18 protein-coding genes are annotated in these 19193 nt (G+C 67.2%); 5 read left to right on the top strand and 13 right to left on the bottom strand.

The window, feature by feature from the left end; all coding sequences use genetic code 11:
• The first annotated feature begins 59 nt into the window (after positions 1-59).
• From J7I92_RS06550 to J7I92_RS06535, 4 genes are all read left to right on the top strand, one after another.
• Positions 60-1022, top strand: coding sequence for a sugar-binding transcriptional regulator (locus J7I92_RS06550; RefSeq protein WP_214838686.1), 963 nt, complete (start codon positions 60-62; stop codon positions 1020-1022).
• 94 nt (positions 1023-1116) lie between these two features.
• Positions 1117-1992, top strand: a complete 876-nt coding sequence (locus tag J7I92_RS06545) for an aldo/keto reductase (RefSeq protein ID WP_214838685.1) — start codon at positions 1117-1119, stop codon at positions 1990-1992.
• Between the two features lie 10 nt (positions 1993-2002).
• Positions 2003-2932 (top strand): alpha/beta fold hydrolase, encoded by a 930-nt coding sequence (locus J7I92_RS06540; protein WP_214838684.1) that lies wholly within the window; start codon positions 2003-2005, stop codon positions 2930-2932.
• Positions 2929-4008, top strand: coding sequence for a glycosyltransferase family 1 protein (locus J7I92_RS06535; RefSeq protein ID WP_214838682.1), 1080 nt, complete (start codon positions 2929-2931; stop codon positions 4006-4008). The genes J7I92_RS06540 and J7I92_RS06535 overlap by 4 nt, the downstream gene beginning before the upstream one ends.
• Before the next feature lie 23 nt (positions 4009-4031).
• Here J7I92_RS06535 and J7I92_RS06530 read toward each other — a convergent pair whose 3' ends face one another.
• Entirely contained in the window at positions 4032-6005 is a 1974-nt protein-coding gene (locus J7I92_RS06530) for a primosomal protein N' (RefSeq protein ID WP_311380178.1), read from the bottom strand.
• A 24-nt stretch (positions 6006-6029) separates the two neighbouring features.
• Here J7I92_RS06530 and J7I92_RS23750 point away from each other — a divergent pair, with 24 nt between their 5' ends.
• Positions 6030-6182: a hypothetical protein gene (locus J7I92_RS23750; RefSeq protein ID WP_251039531.1), complete on the top strand. Its 153-nt coding sequence runs from the start codon at positions 6030-6032 to the stop codon at positions 6180-6182.
• Between the two features lie 153 nt (positions 6183-6335).
• Here the strand turns inward: J7I92_RS23750 and metK are convergent, their stop codons facing one another.
• The 12 genes from metK to pyrR form a co-directional block, all read right to left on the bottom strand.
• Positions 6336-7571, bottom strand: coding sequence for a methionine adenosyltransferase (gene metK, locus J7I92_RS06525; protein ID WP_214838680.1), 1236 nt, complete (start codon positions 7569-7571; stop codon positions 6336-6338).
• 79 nt (positions 7572-7650) lie between these two features.
• Entirely contained in the window at positions 7651-8886 is a 1236-nt protein-coding gene (coaBC, locus tag J7I92_RS06520; RefSeq protein WP_214838678.1) for a bifunctional phosphopantothenoylcysteine decarboxylase/phosphopantothenate--cysteine ligase CoaBC, read from the bottom strand.
• 39 nt (positions 8887-8925) lie between these two features.
• Positions 8926-9186: a DNA-directed RNA polymerase subunit omega gene (gene rpoZ / locus J7I92_RS06515; protein ID WP_214838676.1), complete on the bottom strand. Its 261-nt coding sequence runs from the start codon at positions 9184-9186 to the stop codon at positions 8926-8928.
• Between the two features lie 39 nt (positions 9187-9225).
• Positions 9226-9798 carry a guanylate kinase gene (gene gmk, locus J7I92_RS06510; RefSeq protein WP_214838674.1) on the bottom strand — a complete coding sequence of 191 codons (573 nt, stop codon included), beginning with the start codon at positions 9796-9798 and terminating at the stop codon, positions 9226-9228.
• Positions 9795-10145 carry an integration host factor, actinobacterial type gene (mihF, locus tag J7I92_RS06505; RefSeq protein ID WP_214839071.1) on the bottom strand — a complete coding sequence of 117 codons (351 nt, stop codon included), beginning with the start codon at positions 10143-10145 and terminating at the stop codon, positions 9795-9797. Before mihF ends, gmk begins: the two co-directional genes overlap by 4 nt.
• A 92-nt stretch (positions 10146-10237) precedes the next feature.
• Complete coding sequence (pyrF, locus tag J7I92_RS06500) at positions 10238-11104, bottom strand: orotidine-5'-phosphate decarboxylase (RefSeq protein ID WP_214838672.1); 867 nt, start codon at positions 11102-11104, stop codon at positions 10238-10240.
• On the bottom strand, positions 11097-14396 hold the full coding sequence (gene carB / locus J7I92_RS06495) for a carbamoyl-phosphate synthase large subunit (protein WP_214838670.1): 3300 nt from the start codon (positions 14394-14396) through the stop codon (positions 11097-11099). Before carB ends, pyrF begins: the two co-directional genes overlap by 8 nt.
• Positions 14396-15691, bottom strand: a complete 1296-nt coding sequence (carA, locus tag J7I92_RS06490) for a glutamine-hydrolyzing carbamoyl-phosphate synthase small subunit (RefSeq protein ID WP_214838668.1) — start codon at positions 15689-15691, stop codon at positions 14396-14398. The genes carB and carA overlap by 1 nt, the downstream gene beginning before the upstream one ends.
• Positions 15672-16190 carry a hypothetical protein gene (locus J7I92_RS06485; RefSeq protein ID WP_214838666.1) on the bottom strand — a complete coding sequence of 173 codons (519 nt, stop codon included), beginning with the start codon at positions 16188-16190 and terminating at the stop codon, positions 15672-15674. The genes carA and J7I92_RS06485 overlap by 20 nt, the downstream gene beginning before the upstream one ends.
• The gene (locus J7I92_RS06480; RefSeq protein WP_214838663.1) at positions 16190-17584 is read right to left on the bottom strand and encodes a dihydroorotase; all 1395 of its coding nucleotides are present in this window, start codon (positions 17582-17584) and stop codon (positions 16190-16192) included. Before J7I92_RS06480 ends, J7I92_RS06485 begins: the two co-directional genes overlap by 1 nt.
• Positions 17584-18612, bottom strand: coding sequence for an aspartate carbamoyltransferase catalytic subunit (locus J7I92_RS06475; protein ID WP_214838661.1), 1029 nt, complete (start codon positions 18610-18612; stop codon positions 17584-17586). The genes J7I92_RS06480 and J7I92_RS06475 overlap by 1 nt, the downstream gene beginning before the upstream one ends.
• Positions 18609-19193 carry a bifunctional pyr operon transcriptional regulator/uracil phosphoribosyltransferase PyrR gene (pyrR, locus tag J7I92_RS06470; RefSeq protein WP_214838660.1) on the bottom strand — a complete coding sequence of 195 codons (585 nt, stop codon included), beginning with the start codon at positions 19191-19193 and terminating at the stop codon, positions 18609-18611. Before pyrR ends, J7I92_RS06475 begins: the two co-directional genes overlap by 4 nt.

Genomic DNA, 19193 nt, shown 5'->3' with positions numbered 1-19193 from the left:
TTTGGAGTAATGGAAAATGGAGTCAAGCACTATGCACAAACGTGCAGAACGGAAGAAGAATGCCGCGCTCACGCCACTCAGAAGCCCTCAGGGCTGCACAACTGTATTACCTGCAGGACCTCACCATGGACGCCATAGCCAGGGAGCTGCGGACCTCAAGATCCACGGTTTCCCGGCTTCTTTCGGCTGCCCGGGAGAGCGGGCTGGTGCAGATCCAGATCCGCAATCCGCTCGATACCGGGCCCGAACTCGAACACATGATCCGCGCCCAATACAGGGTGGATGTCCACGTCGTACCGGTCGTGGACACCCTCAATGAAGCGGAAACCCTTGACAGAGTGGCCATGCAGGCTGCACGCACCATCGGACCCCTGGTTGACTCCAACGCCATCATTGGCGTCGCCTGGGGATCCACGCTCAGCGCCGTCAGCCGGCACCTCACCCGCAAGATCACCCACGACAGCGTGATCGTCCAGCTCAACGGCGCGGGAAACATGCAGACCACGGGCATCACTTACGCCAGCGACATCATGCGCCGGTTCGGCAGTGCGTACGGTGCGCGTGTTGAGCAGTTTCCGGTTCCGGCTTTCTTCGACCATGCGGCCACCAAAACGGCCATGTGGAATGAACGCAGCGTCCAGCGGATCCTCGAACTCCAGTCCCGCATGAGCATTGCGATCTTCGGCGTCGGGTCGGTGGACGCCGACTATCCCAGCCATGTCTATGCCGGCGGCTACCTCGACGAAAACGACCTGAGCATTTTGGCCAGCTCGGATGTGGTGGGCGACGTCGCCACAGTGTTCTTCCGCGGCGACGGTTCCTCGGACGGCATCACACTCAACGAAAGATCCACGGGTCCGGCCCTGGCACAGCTGCGGCTGGTCCGCCGCAGGATCTGTGTGGTGTCCGGGGCCTCCAAGATCAACGGACTGCGCGGCGCGCTCGCCGCGGGACTGGCCACGGACCTCATCCTGGATGAGGCCACCGCGCGCCGGCTGGTCGATTTCGACGGGCTCTCCTGAAGCCCGCCGCAACCGCCCTGCCGGCCTGCACTCGGCCTCCCGCTCCGGCCTGTCCCCGAAGAGGGGACGGGGCAGAGTCGGTAGAGTCAGTGCTATGAAAACCTCGCCCCGGCTTAGCCTCAACAACGGTGTGCTGATCGACCAGCTGGGCTTCGGGCTCTACAAGGTTCCTCCGGCCGACGCAGCCGGCCTTGTGACCATGGCCCTTGAAGCCGGCTACCGGCACTTCGACACGGCGGCGATGTACGGAAACGAAACCGGGGTGGGAAAGGCCATCGGCGCGTTGTCCGGCTATGCGGGCGGCGGACCCGGCGGCGGTTCCGGCGAAGCAGCCCCGCCGCTTTCCCGCGAAGACCTCTTCGTCACCACCAAAGTGTGGAACGACGACCACGGCTACGATGCCACCATGCGGGCCTTCGCCACGTCCATGTCCAATCTGGGCATGGAATACATTGACCTGTACCTCATCCACTGGCCCTGTGCCAGGCGCGGGCTCTTCACCGAAAGCTACCGGGCCATGGAAACCCTCTACCGCGAGGGCAGGATCCGCGCCATCGGCGTGTCGAATTTCCAGCCCGCCCACCTCGAACGCCTGCTGGACGGCGCCGAAGTGGTCCCGGCCGTGAACCAGGTGGAACTCCACCCCTGGCTTCAGCAGGACGAGCTCCGGGAGATGCACGCCCGGCTTGGCATCCGCACCGAGGCCTGGAGCCCGCTGGGCCGGGGCCACGTGCTGGAGGATCCGGTGGTACTGGCGCTCGCTGCCGAGCACCACCGGACCGCCGCCCAGATCATCCTGAGATGGCACCTGCAGCTGGGCAACATCGTCATCCCGAAGGCGAGCTCCTACGCCCGCCTCCGGCAGAACCTGGACGTCTTCGGCTTCACATTGAGCGACACAGATATGGCCGCCCTGGCCTCCCTCGAGCGCGGCCGCCGCACCGGATCCCACCCGGACCACGTCAATTAGGAATCAACCCATGGAACAAGTTGTTACGGGGCCCGCGCAGGCTCCGCCTCTCTTCAGCGGGCAGCTCGACGCCAGGACACGGGCCGGCAACGTGGACCTGCAGGGCTGCAACGTGGACTACTGGGTCTACGAGCCGGTGCGGGTCACGGCTGAGACCAGGACCATCCTGGTGGTCCACGGCTTCCGCGGCGACCACCACGGCCTGCTCCGGGTGGCCGACCAGCTGCCCGAAATGCGGCTCATCATGCCCGACCTCCCCGGCTTCGGCAGCTCCGATGCCTTTGCGGGCAGTGAGCACAGCGTCACGCGCTACGGGCAGTTCATCAGCGACTTCATGGCGGCCTTGGGACTGGGCCCCGAAACCGTCCTGCTGGGGCATTCCTTCGGATCCATCATTGTCAGCCACTTCGTAGCGGCCAACCCCGGCGCCGTCTTCCCGCTCATCCTGATCAACCCCATCGCCGCGCCGGCGCTCGAGGGCCCCAAGGGCATCATGACGAAACTGGCCATCCTCTACTACGAAGCCGCCGCCCGGCTCCCCCGGGCCCTGGGGCTTTCCCTGCTTCGCAGCCGGCTCATTGTCAGGGTCATGAGCATGGCCATGGCCAAGACCCGGGACAAGCAGCTGCTGCGTTTCATCCACGGTCAGCACAACGCCTATTTCTCCGCCTTCGCCAACCGGGACAGCCTGCTGGCGTCCTTCAAGGCTTCCGTCGGCAGCAACGTTTCCGAAGTGGCCCGGGACCTGGCCCTGCCGGTGCTGCTGATTGCCGGGGAGAAGGACGAGATCGCGATGCTCCCGGACCAGCACAAACTGGCGGCACTGCTGCCGGACGGCACGCTCGAGGTCATTCCCGGCGTCGGGCACCTGATCCATTACGAGACCCCCGAACTGGCAGCCGATTTCATCAGACGCTTCCTGAAGGACCATCCCGCGTGAAAATCATTATCGACGCCCGCTTCACCCGCCTGGACCACCACGACGGCATCAGCAGGTACGGTGCCAGCCTTATCGCCGCCACGGCCAAGATCGCCGACGTGTCGATGCTCATCAGCGACCCCCGGCAGCTGGCCCTTCTCCCGGATGTGCCCTACACGCTCATCAACAGCCCGCTCTCCCCCGCCGAGCTGTTCGTGGCCGCCAAGGTCAATAAACTGGGTGCCGACGTTGTGGTGTGCCCGATGCAGACCATGGGAACGTTCGGCCGCAAATACGGGCTGGTGCTGACCCTTCACGATCTCATCTACTACGAGCACCCGGCGCCGCCGGGCTTCCTGCCCGCACCGGTAAGGCTGCTGTGGCGCCTTTACCACAAGGCCTACTGGCCGCAGCGGATGCTCCTGAACCGGGCGGACGTCGTGGCCACGATCAGCCACACCACCGAGGCGCTGATCGCCAAGTACAGGCTCACCAAACGGCCCGTGCGGATCGTCGGCAACGCACCGCAGCACGGACACACGCCGCGGGACCCCGAAGCGGGCGCGGACAGGACCTTGTTGTACATGGGCTCCTTCATGCCGTACAAAAACGTGGAAACCATGGTCCTGGGCATGGCCGAACTTCCCGACATGACACTGCACCTGCTGAGCCGCATCACGCCGCAGCGCCGGGCCGAGCTGGAGGCGTTGGTCCCTCCGGGCGCCAACGTCGTCTTCCACAACGGTGTCACGGACGCCGAGTACGAGGAGCTGCTGGCCCGCACCACTGCCCTGATCAGTCTGTCCCGTGCGGAGGGCTACGGCCTGCCGCTGGTGGAGGCGATGTCACACGGCACGCCCGTCATCGCCAGCGACACCCCCATTTTCCGGGAAGTAGGGCACGACGCCGTGAGCTATGTGCACCCGGATTCTCCCTCCGAGTTTGCCGCGGCCGTCCGCAAGCTTGAGGAACCTGAAGTGTGGCAGGCACAGTCACGGCGTTCCGCGGAACGGGCGGCGGAATTCAGCTGGGACCATTCGGCGCGCCAGCTGGTGCAGCTGGCCGAAGAGGCCGCCCGCATCAATAACCGGCGCTAGCCCCGGCCCGCGGGAACCGTCAGCTACAGCACGTCCACGCCGTCGAGCCGCAATTGGACGGGATCATCGCTGCGCCGCGCCGCCGCAGCTGCCTTGACGGCCCGCATGACGCGCGTCGCCTCCGCAGCCTGCGCATACGGAATGAACAGCAGTGTCCGGACATCTTCGCCGGCCTCGCCGCGGGCTGCGCGGGCGTCGGTCAGCAGCAGCGGTGCCGGCCCGGCGGCGCGGAGGGACATGCCCTGCCTCGCCAGCTGCTGTTCAATTGCGTCCGTAAAGTGTCCGACGGCGGTCCGGCCGCCGGTTACCGAGGCGATCCTAACCGCCGGGGGCAGCTGGAGCTCCTTCCGAAGTGAGAGTTCGCGCCGGGCATACCCACCGGCGTCCCAGCGGAGCAGTGCGCCCACCCCGGCCGTGTCATCGGCGGTGATGACCACCAGGCCGCCCTCCGGCGCCGGCTTGACCAGTGCCGCGGCGTTGAACCAGCGCCGGACGGCGTCCTCCCCTGCGCGGAGGTTTTCGCGGCGCAGCAGCGAGTCGCCGTCCAGCAGCAGTGCCGCCGCATATCCGCCGGCCGCCACCGGCTCAGCTCCCACGGTGGCGACCACGAGGGCTTGAGTGTCCGGCACGCTGGCTTTGACCTGGTCGCCCGACGACGTGACGACGGGCTTCCCCGGAAAGGCCCGGCCCAGTTCCTCCGCGGTACGCAGCACACCGGTGGCGGCACGCCGCAGCCGAGGGCTGCTGCAATGGCTGCAGCGCCACGCCGGCGCGGGAGCCGAACACCAGCGGCACTGCGGCACGGCAGAACTGCCGGCGGCGCCGGCAACAGCCAGGGGACCGCTGCAGGCAGGGCACCCGGCCGGTTCCCGGCACGAATCGCAGACAAGCGAGGGCGCATAGCCGGAACGGGCCACTTGGACCAGGACCGGGCCGCGCTCCAGGCCTTCCTTGGCGGCACGCCAGGCAGCACCGGGCAGCCTGGCGATCCGGGCCAGCGGGTCGCGTTCCTGTTCAAAGCTGTCCGCGGTGTTCACCACGCGGGGAACTGTCCGGCGGACCTCCGGACGGCCGGCTTCCACCGGCCTGGCCCAGCCGGACTCCACGAGCCGCTGCAGTTCCGTGCTGCGTGTGTGGGCAGCGAGCAGGCAGGCCGCGCCTTCCTGTTCGGCGCGCAGGAGCAGGACCTCGCGGGTGTGGGCGTAGGGCGACCGCTGCTCGATGTGGAGGTCATCGCCGTCGTCCCAGCACACCACAAGACCCAGGTTGTGCACCGGGGCGTACGCCGCCGAGCGCGTGCCCACGGCAACCCCGGCGCTGCCGGTGAGCAGCCGCAGGTAACTGCGGTAGCGCGGCGTCGGGCCGTCGTCGGCGGCGAGCCGGGCGATGTCCTCCCGCGGCAGCAGGCCTGCCAGAGCCTCCTCAACACGGTCCAGGTCGCGGTAATCGGGAACCACCACAACCGCGCCGCGGCCGGACGCACGGACCGCTGCCACGGCACCGGCAAGAAGCGCAGGCCAGCCGTCCGGCCCAAAGCCCTGCAGCGCGCTGAGCACGGCCCGCGGCGACTCACCGGCGCCAAGGTGCTTGAGGAAGGCGGCCCCGTTGGCGTAACGCGACCAGATACCAGTAGTGGAAGGAACAAGGGTTTCATGCGGCTCCGGCTTCTCGGCCTCCGCGCCGGCGGCAGGAGGGTTTGCAGCGAGGATGCCGTCCGCGGTCAGCTCCTTCTCGAGCCTGGCGACCCGCGGCGGGACGGCAACACGCAGCACGTCGCTGACCGTGCCGGCATAGCGGGCAGCCACTTTGCCGGCGAGTTCGGCCAGCGCCGGCGTGAGCACGCGTACGGGTGAGACCACCTTGTGGAGCGGCACGAGGGTGTGCCCGGCATCGGATTCGGCTATCCGGTCCAGGAGGTAGCCGCCGAGCTCCTGGCCGTTGAACTTGACCTTGACGCGGGCGCCCGGCTGGGCTGCCTCGTCAAGGGTGGCCGGCACGCTGTAGTCGAAGGGCCTGTCCAGATGGGGCAGCGACGACTCGATGAGGACCCGGGCGACGGGCAGCGCGGAGGCCAGGGCGGGACCGGCGGGAGACTGCGGGCGTCCCGCCGGGAACCCTTGGAGGAGCGAGAGCTGGAGCGGCTCGTCGGTGGCGGATCCGCCGCCAGGGAGTGAAGCGATGGGACCAACCTCCGATCAGCAAAAACACTGTAGCAGGGCCGCCCGGACGGTGACCCTGCTACAGCCAAACACGTGGCGCTGACATTTATTCCACACGCGTATTCCACACCCGCATTCCCCACAAGCGGCGCGGTCCGGTGGCGCTTCTCAGGCGTTGAAGAATGCCTTGAGGTCGTCCACCCGGTCCAGCCGTTCCCAGGTGAAATCGGGATCGTCGCGGCCGAAGTGTCCGTGCGCTGCGGTTTTGGCGTAGATCGGGCGCTTGAGGTCCAGTGCGTCGATGATGGCGCGCGGACGCAGGTCGAAGATTTCCGAAATGGCCTCGCTGATCCGCGCCGGGTCCACAGTTTCCGTGCCGAAGGTCTCCACGTAGGTGCCGACGGGACGGGCCTGGCCGATGGCGTAGGCGATCTGGATTTCGGCCCGCTTGGCGAGTCCGGCGGCCACGACGTTCTTGGCCACCCACCGCATGGCGTACGCTGCGGAGCGGTCCACCTTCGACGGGTCCTTGCCGGAGAACGCACCGCCGCCGTGGCGTGCCATGCCGCCGTAAGTGTCCACGATGATCTTGCGCCCGGTCAGGCCGGCGTCGCCCACCGGACCTCCGATTACAAAGGCACCGGCGGGGTTGAGGATGTTGCGGGTGCGTGAGATGTCCAGGTTGGCTGCTGCCAGCACCGGATCGATCACGTGCGTAGCGAGGTCGGCCCGCAGCTGCTCGAGGCTGGCGCCTTCGGCGTGCTGGCTGGAGATCACGATGGTTTCAACCGAAACCGGGCGGTCGCCGTCGTAACCGATGGTGGCCTGGGTCTTGCCGTCCGGGCGGAGGTACGGGAGCTCGCCGTTCTTGCGGACTTCGGTGAGCCGCTCGGAGAGGCGGTGCGCGATCCAGATCGGCACCGGCATGTAGGAGGGCGTCTCGTCGCTGGCGTAACCGAACATCAGGCCCTGGTCGCCGGCGCCCTGGAGGTCGTAGTCGTCTTCCTGGCGGCCCTCGCGGGCTTCCAGGGAATTGAACACGCCGCCGGCGATGTCGTTGGACTGCTGGCCGATGGACACGGAGACGCCGCAGCGGGCACCGTCGAAACCGTTGGCCGAGGAGTCGTACCCGATCCCGAGGATGGTTTCGCGCACAATCTGCGGGATCTCCACGTAGGCGTCGGTGGTGACTTCGCCCGCCACGTGCACCAGGCCGGTGGTGGCCAGCGTCTCGACGGCCACGCGGGACTCCGGGTCCTTGTCGAGCAGGGCATCCAGGATCGCATCACTGATCTGGTCGCAGATCTTGTCCGGATGGCCTTCGGTCACGGACTCCGACGTGAAGAGCCGAAGGGAGGGCGGCGTGGCGCCGTGGGATGCGGGAATGTGCAGCGGTAAAGTCACTCAACTACCTTACTGGTTGGGAATCGTTCGGGCCGCGGCATGTGTCCCCCTGCTAAGGAGGCCTTGCGCAGGCGGCCTGTCACGCTCGTGGAGAAACGCGGCTCAGCTCGGAGCTGATGCGGTCAATGACGGCGGCCGCAACATCATCCTTAGAACCGGACGCTGCCTGTGGTTCGGAGCCGAGGCGCGAGAGGATGATCACGGAATTCCGGTCCTGGCCGAACACCAGGCCCTCGCCCACATGGTTGACCACCAGGAGGTCACAGCCCTTCCGCCGCAGCTTGGCTTCGGCGTAGGCGAGGACGTCCCCGTGCGCGTCGCCGGTTTCAGCCGCAAAACCCACGATCAGCTGCCCGGGCTTGTGCGCCCCGCGGACTTCCACAAGCTCCTGCAGGATGTCCGGGTTGCGCAGCAGGCTGATGACAGGATCCGCGGTCCCGTCACGCTTCTTGATCTTGGTATCCGAAACGTCCGCGGGCCGGAAGTCCGCCACGGCGGCTGCCATGATCACGACGTCGGAATCGGCTGCCGCGCGCAGCGCCGCTTCCCGGAGCTGCAGCGCTGTTTCCACGTGGACCACCTCGACGCCGGCGGGCGCAGGCACTTCCATGTGGGCGGCAATCAGCCGGACGCTCGCCCCGGCATCGCGCGCGGCCACCGCAAGCGCGACCCCCTGCTTCCCCGACGAGCGGTTGCCGAGGAACCGGACCGGATCCAGGGGTTCCCTCGTGCCGCCGGCGCTGACCGTGACGGTCCGCCCGGCCAGCGGCAGCTGCGCCGGAACGCCGGTGTCCTGCATCAGGGCCATGGCGGCGTCGAAAATGGCCTCCGGCTCGGGCAGCCGGCCGGGGCCGGAGTCGGATCCGGTGAGCCGTCCGCTGGCGGGTTCGAGGACCGTAATGCCCCGGCTGCGCAGCGTCTCCACGTTCGCCTGGGTGGCGGCGTGCCGCCACATTTCGGTGTGCATGGCCGGTGCCATCAGCACCGGCCCGCTGGCCATCAGGAGGGTGTTGGTCAGGAGGTCGTCGGCGTGGCCGCCGGCCGCGCGGGCCAGAAGGTCCGCCGTCGCCGGAGCCACAACAATGAGATCTGCCTCATGCCCCAGGCGGACATGGTTGACGGACGGGACGTCGGCGAAGACGCTGTTGCTGACCGGATTACCGGAAAGGGCCTCCCAGGTTGCCACCCCGACAAAGCGGTTGGCAGCCTCCGTGGGAATCACCGTGACGTTATGCCCGGCTTCAGTAAAAAGCCGGAGGAGCGATGCCACCTTGTAGGCGGCAATCCCTCCCCCGACTCCGAGGACTATGCGCACGTGACCTCCGTCAACAGGCAGTCTGTATTTTGCTGAGATCTACTCTGCAGGTTCGATCGGCGTGGAAACGAGCTTGCCTTCGTTGATCTCGCGCAGGGCGATGGACAGCGACTTCTCGTTCAGCTTGGTGTCGACCAGCGGGCCAACGTATTCGAACAGGCCCTCGTGCAGCTGGGCGTAGTATGCGTTGATCTGACGTGCACGCTTGGCACCGAAGATCACCAAGCCGTACTTGGAATCAGCTGCCGTCAGCAGCTCGTCGATCGGCGGGTTGATGATGCCTTCAAGGTTCGTGGACACGAATTCTCCAAATTCTAACGGGCCGATCCGACCCGGCGGCTAGTGCGGGTGCGGGGTGAGCCCCATGAGTGAAACAAGCTCGTCCGCTGCGCGTCGAACGTCATCATTGATGACGGTGTGATCGAACTCCGGCTCAGCGGCAAGTTCTAGTTTAGCGGTTTCCAGTCTTTGCTGCTGTTCCTCCGCGCTTTCCGTGCCGCGGCCCACCAGGCGGCGGACCATTTCCTCCCAGCTGGGCGGGGCCAGGAAGACGAACTGCGCGTCCGGAACGGCCTGCTTGACCTGGCGCGCACCCTGCAGGTCGATCTCCAGCAGCACGGACCGGCCGTCTGCGATGGCGGCGTCAACGGTGCTGCGGAGCGTGCCGTAGCGGTTCCGGCCATGGACCACGGCCCACTCCAGCAGCTCCCCGTCGGCCACCAGCGCGTCGAACTCTGTGGCGGACTTGAAAAAGTAGTGAACCCCGTCCGTCTCACCAGGACGCGGCGGGCGGGTGGTTGCTGAGACGGAAAGCCAGACTTCGGGGTAGTTGTCCCGGATGTAGGTGGACACGGTGCCTTTACCAACAGCCGTCGGACCGGCGAGGACTGTCAGTCCCGGTTTCTTGCTCACATATTCCTTTTGGCGTTATTCGGATGGACGTGATTCTCGTTCATAAAATCTACCAGCGCCCGGCGCTGGTGAATGCCGAGTCCCCGCAGCCTCCGGGACGCGGCAATACCGAGTTCGTCCATGATGGCCGCAGCCCTGACCCGGCCAATTCCGGGCAGGGCTTCGAGCATCTCGGAAACCTTCATTCGCGCCATGGCGGAATCTCCGTCGCCGGAACTGATCAGGTCAGCGACGGACAGGGTCCCGGACTTCAGCTGCTCCTTGGCCTCGGCGCGTGCGGCCCTGGCCGCCGCCGCCTTCCCCAAAGCTTCCGCGCGTTCCTGCTCCGTCAGGGGCCGCAAACTCACTTCAGTCACCCCCGAATCGTCACCCTGATCCAAGGCAACGGCCGTTGGAGTCATCCTGAACCTACCCCTAGCCTGGCGCAGAAATCAATGGATCAGCGGGCCAGCAGCGGTTCCAGGGTGCGCCGCGCCGCGTCCCGCAGTGCGCCTACGGCGGGACCGGCTGAGAGGATGTCGCGGCTCGACGTACCAAGGACCTGGGCATAGGCGGAGCCGAACGTTTCCTTCAGGTCCGCGGCCGTGGCTCCCTGGGCACCGAGCCCTGGTGCGAGGATGATTCCGCGCACCGCTGCCAGGTCCAGCTGCAGGTCCTGCAGGGCCCCGCCCACCGTCGCGCCGACCACCAGGCCCACGGAGCCCAGGGCACCAGGGTACCGGCTGTTCTCGCCTGCTGCCGCCTCTACGATCCGCCGGGCGACGGAGTCGACGCCGCCCACGTGCTGGACGGAGGCGCCTTCCGGATTGGACGTGAGCGCCAGGACAAAAACGCCGCGGCCGTACTCGGCAGCAAGGTCCAGGGCAGGGCGCAGGGACTCGAAGCCAAGGTACGGGCTCAAGGTCACGGAATCCGCGGCCAGCGACGAGCCGTCCCGGAGCCACGCGTCCGCGTACGCCGCCATGGTGGAACCGATGTCGCCGCGCTTGGCGTCGGCAATGGTCAGGACACCGGCGTCGGCCGCCGATGCAAGCGTGCGTTCCAGCACGGCAATTCCCGCGGAGCCGTGCCGCTCGTACAGGGCCACCTGCGGCTTCACGGCGGCAGCGAGCGAACCCACCGCCTCGACGACGGTCAGCGAGAAACGCTCCAGGCCGGCGGCGTCGTCGTTTAGTCCCCAGGCCTTCAGGAGTCCCGGGTGCGGGTCAATGCCGACGCACAGCGGACCGCGGTGGGCCATGGCCCGGCTGAGCCGGGAGCCGAACGGCTCCCGGCCGGCCGTGGGTGCTGCTTCAGGCTCAGCCATTCTGCAGGGCCTTCAGGTTCTCGGCGTGCTCCTGCAGGCTGGTGACGGACCACTCATAGGTGCGCTGCGCCTCGATGGCCTGGACGGCGGCGTTGAACTCGGCCACCGTGGTGATGCAGGGGATGCCGATGGAGGTTGCCGCGGCGCGCAGTTCGTAGCCGTCGATGCGGGCTTCGCCGCCGGACGGCGTGTTGAAGACCATGTCGATCTCGCCGGCGATGATGAGGTCGGCAATGGTGCCTTCACCCTCGGCGCTGCTGCCCTCGGCGACCTTGCGGACCGGGGTGGCCTGGATGCCGTTGCGGCGCAGGACATCGGCAGTGCCGCCGGTGGAGACGATCTCGAAGCCGAGGTCCGAAAGGCGCTTCACGCCCATGATCACCGAGCGCTTGTCCCGGTTGGCCACGGACACGAAGATCTTCCCTTCGGTGGGCAGCGCGTTGTTGGCGGCCGCCTGGCTCTTCGCGAAGGCCGTGTCGAAGTGCTTGTCGATGCCCATGACCTCGCCGGTGGAGCGCATTTCCGGGCCGAGGAGGGAGTCCACAACCTTGCCTTCCGGCGTGCGGAAGCGGCTGAACGGCAGCACGGCTTCCTTGACCGAGACCGGTGCGTCGAACGGCAGGTTGGAGCCGTCGCCGGTTTCCGGCAGCATCTTGTAGGCGCTGCGGAGCTGGTTGATGGTCACGCCGGTGCCGATCAGCGCCGCGGCCTTGGCCATCTGCACGCCGGTGGCCTTGGAGACGAACGGCACCGTGCGGGACGCGCGCGGGTTGGCTTCAAGGACGTACAGGACGTCGGACGCCAGGGCGAACTGGATGTTGATGAGCCCGCGGACGCCCACGCCCTCGGCGATGGCCAGGGTGGCGGTCCGGACCCGTTCGATCACGTTGTTGCCGAGCGTGATGGGAGGCAGCACGCACGCGGAGTCGCCGGAGTGGATGCCGGCCTCTTCGATGTGCTCCATAATGCCGCCGAGGTACATCTCGGTTCCGTCGTAGAGGGCGTCGACGTCGATCTCGACGGCGTCCTCCAGGAAGCGGTCGATCAGCACGGGATGTTCGGTGGTGATTTCCGTCGCGTTGGCGATGTAGCGGGAGAGGTTGGCTTCGTCGTAGACGATCTCCATGCCGCGGCCGCCCAGCACGTAGGACGGGCGGACCAGGACGGGGTAGCCGATTTCGTCGGCGATCTTCTTCGCGTCCTCGAAGGACACTGCGGTGCCGTTCTTGGGCGAAATCAGCCCGGCTTCGTCCAGCACGCGCGAGAATGCGCCGCGGTGCTCGGCGAGGTCGATCGCTTCCGGTGACGTGCCCAGGATCGGCACACCGGCGTCGGCCAGCTGCTGGGCCAGCTTGAGCGGGGTCTGGCCGCCGAGCTGGACGAAAACGCCCATGACGCCGCCGGTGCGCTCTTCAGCAGCGATGACTTCGAGGACATCCTCAAGGGTCAGCGGCTCGAAGTAGAGGCGGGTGGAGACGTCATAGTCGGTGGAGACGGTTTCCGGGTTGCAGTTGACCATAACGGTCTCGTAGCCGGCCTTGCGGAGCGCCATCGAGGCGTGGACGCAGGAGTAATCGAACTCAATGCCCTGGCCGATGCGGTTCGGGCCCGAACCCAGGATGATCACGGACGGCTTGGCGTGCAGCGCCACCTCGTCCTCCTCGTCGTACGAGGAGTAGTGGTACGGGGTGTAGGCGGCGAATTCCGCTGCGCAGGTGTCCACCGTCTTGTAGACCGGACGGATCCCCAGGGCCTGGCGGACGCCGCGCACCACGGCCTCCGGGTTGTTCGTGAGCGCTCCGATCTGCTCATCGGAGAAGCCGTGGCGCTTGGCGCGCTGCAGCATTTCCTGGGTCAGGGCGGTGGACTTGCGGATCTCCTGGGAGATCTCGTTGAGCAGCTGCAGCTGGTCCAGGTACCAGGGATCGATCTTGGTGGCCTCGAAGAGCTGGTCCACGGTGGCGCCGCCGAGGAGGGCGCGCTGCACCTGGTGCAGGCGCTCGGTGGTGGGCCGCTTGGCCTTTTCGATGAGCTCGGCGACTTCGTATTCCGGGACGTGGCTGAAGTCCAGCTGCGAGCCCTTCTGCTCGAGGGAGCGCAGCGCCTTCTGCAGGGCCTCGGTGAAGTTACGGCCCATGGCCATGGCCTCGCCCACCGACTTCATGGTGGTGGTCAGCGTGGGGTCGGCTGCCGGGAACTTCTCGAACGCGAAGCGCGGAACCTTGACCACGACGTAGTCGAGTGTCGGCTCGAAGGACGCCGGGGTCTTCTGGGTGATGTCGTTGGGGATCTCATCCAGCGTGTAGCCCAGGGACAGCTTGGTGGCGATCTTGGCGATGGCGAAGCCGGTAGCCTTGGAGGCCAGCGCCGAGGACCGGGAGACGCGGGGGTTCATTTCGATCACGACGACGCGGCCCGTGTCCGGCTCGACGGCGAACTGGATGTTGCAGCCGCCGGTGTCCACGCCCACTTCGCGGATGACCGCGATGGAGATGTCGCGCAGGCGCTGGTATTCGCGGTCGGTCAGGGTCAGGGCGGGAGCCACCGTGATGGAGTCGCCGGTGTGGACGCCCACGGGGTCGAAGTTCTCGATGGAGCAGACAACCACCACGTTGTCGTTCTTGTCCCGCATCATTTCGAGCTCGTATTCCTTCCAGCCGAGGATGCTCTCTTCGAGCAGCACCTCGCTGGTGGGGCTGTACTGCAGGCCCTGGCCCACGATCCGGCGCAGGTCGTCCTCGTTGTACGCCAGGCCGGAACCGAGACCGCCCATGGTGAAGGACGGGCGGACCACCATGGGGTAGCCCAGGTCGACGGCGGCCTTCAGCGCTTCATCCATGCTGTGGATGATGTGGCTGCGGGCGGACTCCGCACCGCAGCGCTCCACGACGCCCTTGAACTTCTCCCGGTCTTCGCCGAGTTCGATCGCGGCGATGTTCGCACCGATCAGCTCCACGTTGTACTTTTCCAGCACGCCGTTCTTGTCCAGCGCGATGGCGGTGTTGAGGGCCGTCTGGCCGCCCAGGGTGGGCAGGACCGCGTCAGGGCGTTCCTTGGCGATGATCTTCTCCACCACCTCGGGGGTGATGGGCTCCACGTAGGTGGCATCGGCGAACTCGGGGTCCGTCATGATGGTGGCCGGGTTGGAGTTGACCAGGATAACGCGCAGGCCTTCGTCCTTGAGGACGCGGAGAGCCTGGGTGCCGGAGTAGTCGAACTCGGCGGCCTGGCCGATCACGATGGGGCCGGAACCAATGACCAGGACGCTCTTAAGGTCAGTTCTCTTGGGCATTACTTCTTGTCCTCAGTCTTGGAATCGGTGGTGGTCTGAACGTCTGCGGGCTTCTCCGACAGGTTGGCCGTGCGGCCGTCCCGGGTGCCCTCCATCAGCTCGATGAAGCGGTCGAAAAGGTAGGCGGCGTCATGCGGCCCGGAGGCGGCTTCCGGGTGGTACTGCACCGAGAAGGCGGGGATGTCCAGGCAGGAGAGGCCTTCCACGACGTCGTCGTTCAGGCTGACGTGGCTGACCTCGACGCGGCCGTACCGCTCCTCGGGAGCCTGGGTGGCGCCGTCGAGCGGAGCGTCCACGGCAAAGCCGTGGTTCTGCGAGGTGATTTCCACCTTGCCGGTGCGGCGGTCCATGACGGGCTGGTTGATGCCGCGGTGTCCGTAGCGGAGCTTGTACGTTCCGAAGCCCAGGGCGCGGCCGAGGATCTGGTTGCCGAAGCAGATGCCGAAGTACGGCAGCTTCTCATCCAGCACCGAGCGGAGCAGCTGGACCTGGTTGTCGGCGGTGGCGGGGTCGCCGGGGCCGTTGGACATAAAGAAACCGTCCGGGTTCACGGCCTTGACGTCCGCCAGGGTGGCCGTGGCGGGCAGGACGTGGACGCGGACTCCGCGCTCGGCGAAGCGGATGGGTGTCATCCGCTTGATGCCGAGGTCGATCGCGGCGATGCTGAATCGCGGCTCGCCGTCCCAGCCCCAGTCCTTGGGCTCCACGATGTAGGACTCCTCGACGCTGACTTCCTCAGCCAGGCGGGAGCCTTCCATCGGGGCGCTGGCCAGCACGGCGTCGAGCAGTTCCTTGTCCGAGGCCTGGGCGGACTCGCCGGAGAAGATGCCGGCGCGCATGGTCTTGTGCTCGCGCAGGTGGCGGGTGATGGCGCGGGTGTCCACACCCTGGATTCCGACGATGCCCTGCTTGACCAGTTCCTCGTCCAGGGGACGCTCCGAGCGCCAGTTGGACGGGCGGCGGGCGGCGTCGCGGACGATGTAGCCGGCCACCCAGATGCGGCGGGATTCGGCGTCCTCGCCGTTGACGCCGGTGTTGCCGATATGCGGGGCGGTCTGGACCACCAGCTGGCGGGCGTAGGAGGGATCGGTGATGGTCTCCTGGTAGCCGGTCATGCCGGTGGCGAAGACCGCCTCGCCCAGGGCGGTGCCGGTGGCGCCGTAGCTGCTGCCGCGGAACATGCGGCCGTCCTCGAGCACCAGCACTGCCGGGGTGGAAATCTGGGCTTCAGGTGCGGTACCTGCGTTTGCTGTCACTTCTGTCTCTGTCACGTTGTTACTTTCCACTATCGGCATCTGCCTGAGGGGCTGCGGAGATCAATTCTTGAAAGGCTTTGAGGACGGCCGGTTTGTCGTCGGCGCGCCGGGTCCGGAAGCCGGTGTCCAGTTCACGGTTTCCCAGTGTCCAGCTGATTACCAGGAGCCCGTCCTTTTCGACGAACTTCCCGGCCATGCCGCTGTCCTGGCGGACCCCGGTGAGCCTGTCCGCCGGAATGAAGACCGGGCCGGCGCCGGAACGCTCGAACAGCACGCCTTCAGGGTGGACGGTGAGTTCCGCGGTGGTGCGGATTCCCAGGCCCTGGACGGCGATCCGGTCCAGCCAGTCGCCGGCCGTGGTGGTGGCGACGTACTGGCCGTCGGCGGAGGCCAGCGGCAGGCTAAGTTCCGCCGGTAGGGCAGGGAGCTGTTCGACGTCGGACTGGCGCCTCAGGCGGTTCCGCCACCCGATGAAGAGCAGCACGAACACCACCGCGATGATCGCCAGCATGGCGAGTCCGGGGAATATTTTGTCCATCAGTACCCGCCGGCGGGGGCTGTGGCGGGCCCGGTTGTTTCCCTGTAGGCCGGGTGCCGGTACGGCGTGTTGAGTTCGCCGTTCAGGACGGTGGGGTGGCCCTTGAAGAACGTCGCCACGACCTTGCCCGGGAGTTCCCTTCCGGCGAACGGAGAGTTACGGCCCATGGTTGCCATCTTAGAAGGGTCCACGGTCCAGCGCGCAGCCGGGTCCACCAGTGTGACGTTGGCGGGCTCGCCGGCCTCCAGCGGACGTCCCTGGTCCGCCACCCGGCCGATAGCCGCGGGATCGGTGGACGTGACCCGGGCGAAGTCTTCCCAGCCCATCAGGCCGGTTTCGATCATGGTGTCCTGGACCACGGACAGCGCCGTTTCGAGTCCCGTCATGCCCATGGCCGCCTGCGCCCATTCGCATTCCTTGTGCTCGCTGGGGTGCGGGGCGTGGTCGGTGCCGACGACGTCGATGGTGCCGTCGGCCAGGGCGGCGCGCAGTGCCTGGACATCGGAGTCAGTGCGCAGCGGCGGGTTGACCTTGTAGACGGGGTCGTAGCTGCGGACCAGTTCGTCGGTGAGCAGCAGGTGGTGGGGCGTCACTTCGGCAGTGACATTGATCCCGCGGGCTTTGGCCCAGCGGATGATTTCCACCGAACCTGCCGTGGAGACGTGGCAGACGTGCAGCCGGGAGCCGACGTGCTGGGCCAGCAGGACGTCGCGGGCAATGATGCTTTCCTCAGCCACCGCGGGCCAGCCGGTCAGGCCCAGTACGGCGGAGACGTCGCCTTCGTTCATCTGCGCGCCGGCGGTGAGCCGGGGCTCCTGCGCGTGCTGCGCCACGACGCCGTCGAACGCCTTGACGTATTCGAGGGCGCGGCGCATGATCACGGGGTCGTGCACGCAGATGCCGTCGTCGGAGAAGACGCGGACTTCGGCGCGGGAGTCGGCCATGGCGCCGAGTTCGGCCAGCTGCTCGCCCGCCAGGCCGACGGTGACGGCACCGACGGGGCGGACGTCCACCCAGCCGGCGGCACGGCCCAGGCTGTGCACCTGCTCCACGACGCCGGCGGTGTCGGCAACGGGGTTGCTGTTGGCCATGGCGTGCACGGCGGTGTAGCCGCCCAGGGCGGCGGCGCGGGTGCCGGTCTCCACCGTTTCGGCGTCCTCGCGTCCCGGTTCGCGGAGGTGCGTGTGAATGTCCACCATGCCCGGCAGGGCCACCAGGCCGGCTGCTTCGATGACGGTGGCGCCTTCCGCTGCGTCCGTGCCCGCCAGGTCCTGGCCGCGTTCGGCGATGATGCCGTCACGGATCAGGAGGTCTTCGGCGGCGCCGCCGAGAATGGCCGCGCCGCGGATGAGGTAGGCCCCGCTGGTGGCTGCGTCCTGGTGATCGTGTGCCATCAGTGGCTCTCCTTGGTGGAATAGGCGGCGTTGGTGGAATAGGCGGCCGGGGTTGCGGCCGGTTCGCGGGTGTCCCCGGAGAGCAGCAGGTACAGGGCGGCCATCCGGATGGACACGCCGTTGCGCACCTGAGCCAGCACGGTGGACCGGTGGGAGTCCGCGGCCGCGGAGGAAATTTCCAGGCCGCGGTTCATGGGACCGGGGTGCATGATGATGGTGTCCTTCAGGCCCAGGCGGTCGAGGGTGCGGAGGCGGTTGTCGTCGAAGCCCCAGCGGCGGGAGTACTCGCGTGTCGTGGGGAAGAAAGACGCGTTCATCCGTTCGCCCTGCACGCGGAGCATCATCACGGCGTCGACGCCCTTTTCGAGGGTTTCGTCCATGTTGTAGCTGACGCTGCAGGGCCATTGCCCGACGCCGATGGGCAGCAGGGTGGGCGGCGCCACCAGGGTGACCTCGGCGCCGAGGGTGCGGAGCAGCCAGACATTCGAGCGGGCCACCCTGGAGTGGAGCACGTCTCCCGCGATGGCGACGCGCATGCCCCTCAGGTCTGCGCCGGCCGACGAGGTTCCGTTGAGCGTGGCCCAGTGCCGGCGCATCGTGAATGCGTCCAGCAGTGCCTGGGTGGGGTGTTCATGGGTGCCGTCGCCGGCGTTGATGACGGCGGCGTCGATCCAGTCCGTGGCGGCCAGCCGGTGCGGCGCGCCGGAAGCCCAGTGGCGGATGACGACGGCGTCCGCCCCCATGGCAGCCAGCGTCTGGGCCGTGTCCTTGAGGGACTCGCCCTTGGAAACGGAGGATCCTTTGGCGGCGAAGTTGATGACGTCCGCGGAGAGCCGCTTTGCTGCCGCTTCGAACGAGATCCGCGTGCGGGTGGAATCCTCGAAGAAGAGGTTCACCACCGTGCGCCCGCGGAGGGCGGGGAGCTTCTTGACTTCCCGGTCCCCCACGGCGGACATTTCCTCTGCGGTGTCGAGGATGCGGATGGCGTTGCTGAGGCTGAGGTCCTCGGTGGAAAGGAGGTGCTTCATGCGCCTGCCTCGATGACCACTTCGTTGACCGGCGTGCCGTCGACGGAGTCGGTTTCTTCGAGCCGGACCCGGACCTTCTCGGAGGATGAGGTGGGAAGGTTCTTGCCGACGTGGTCGGCGCGGATGGGCAGTTCACGGTGGCCGCGGTCGATCATGACGGCGAGCCGGACGATGCGCGGGCGGCCCAGGTCCACGAGTGCGTCCAGGGCTGCACGGATGGTCCTGCCGGAGTAGAGGACGTCGTCGATCAGGACCACCACCTTGTTGTCGATGCCGGTGCGCGGCAGCTGGGTGGGATACGGGGGCCGCGTGGGCTGGTGGGAGAGATCGTCCCGGAACATGGTGACGTCCAGCTGGCCTACGATGGCGGCGGCGTCCACGGTGGGATCGGCGGCGGCGATTTTCCTGGCAAGGCGGACCGCCAGCGGATAGCCGCGGCGCGGAATGCCCAGCAGCACCAGATCCTGGGAACCTTTGTTGGCTTCGAGGATCTCATGGGCGATACGAGTGAGAGCACGTTCAATGTCCGCAGAGTTGAGCACAACCCTGGCCGGAACCGGTGCTTCTGTGACTGATGTCAA

Origin of the sequence: Arthrobacter sp. ISL-72, from assembly GCF_018613755.1 — a bacterium.
GTDB lineage: Bacteria > Actinomycetota > Actinomycetes > Actinomycetales > Micrococcaceae > Arthrobacter.
The sequence above is the reverse complement of the archived record's forward strand: the minus strand, read 5'-3'. Positions and strand labels throughout refer to the sequence as shown.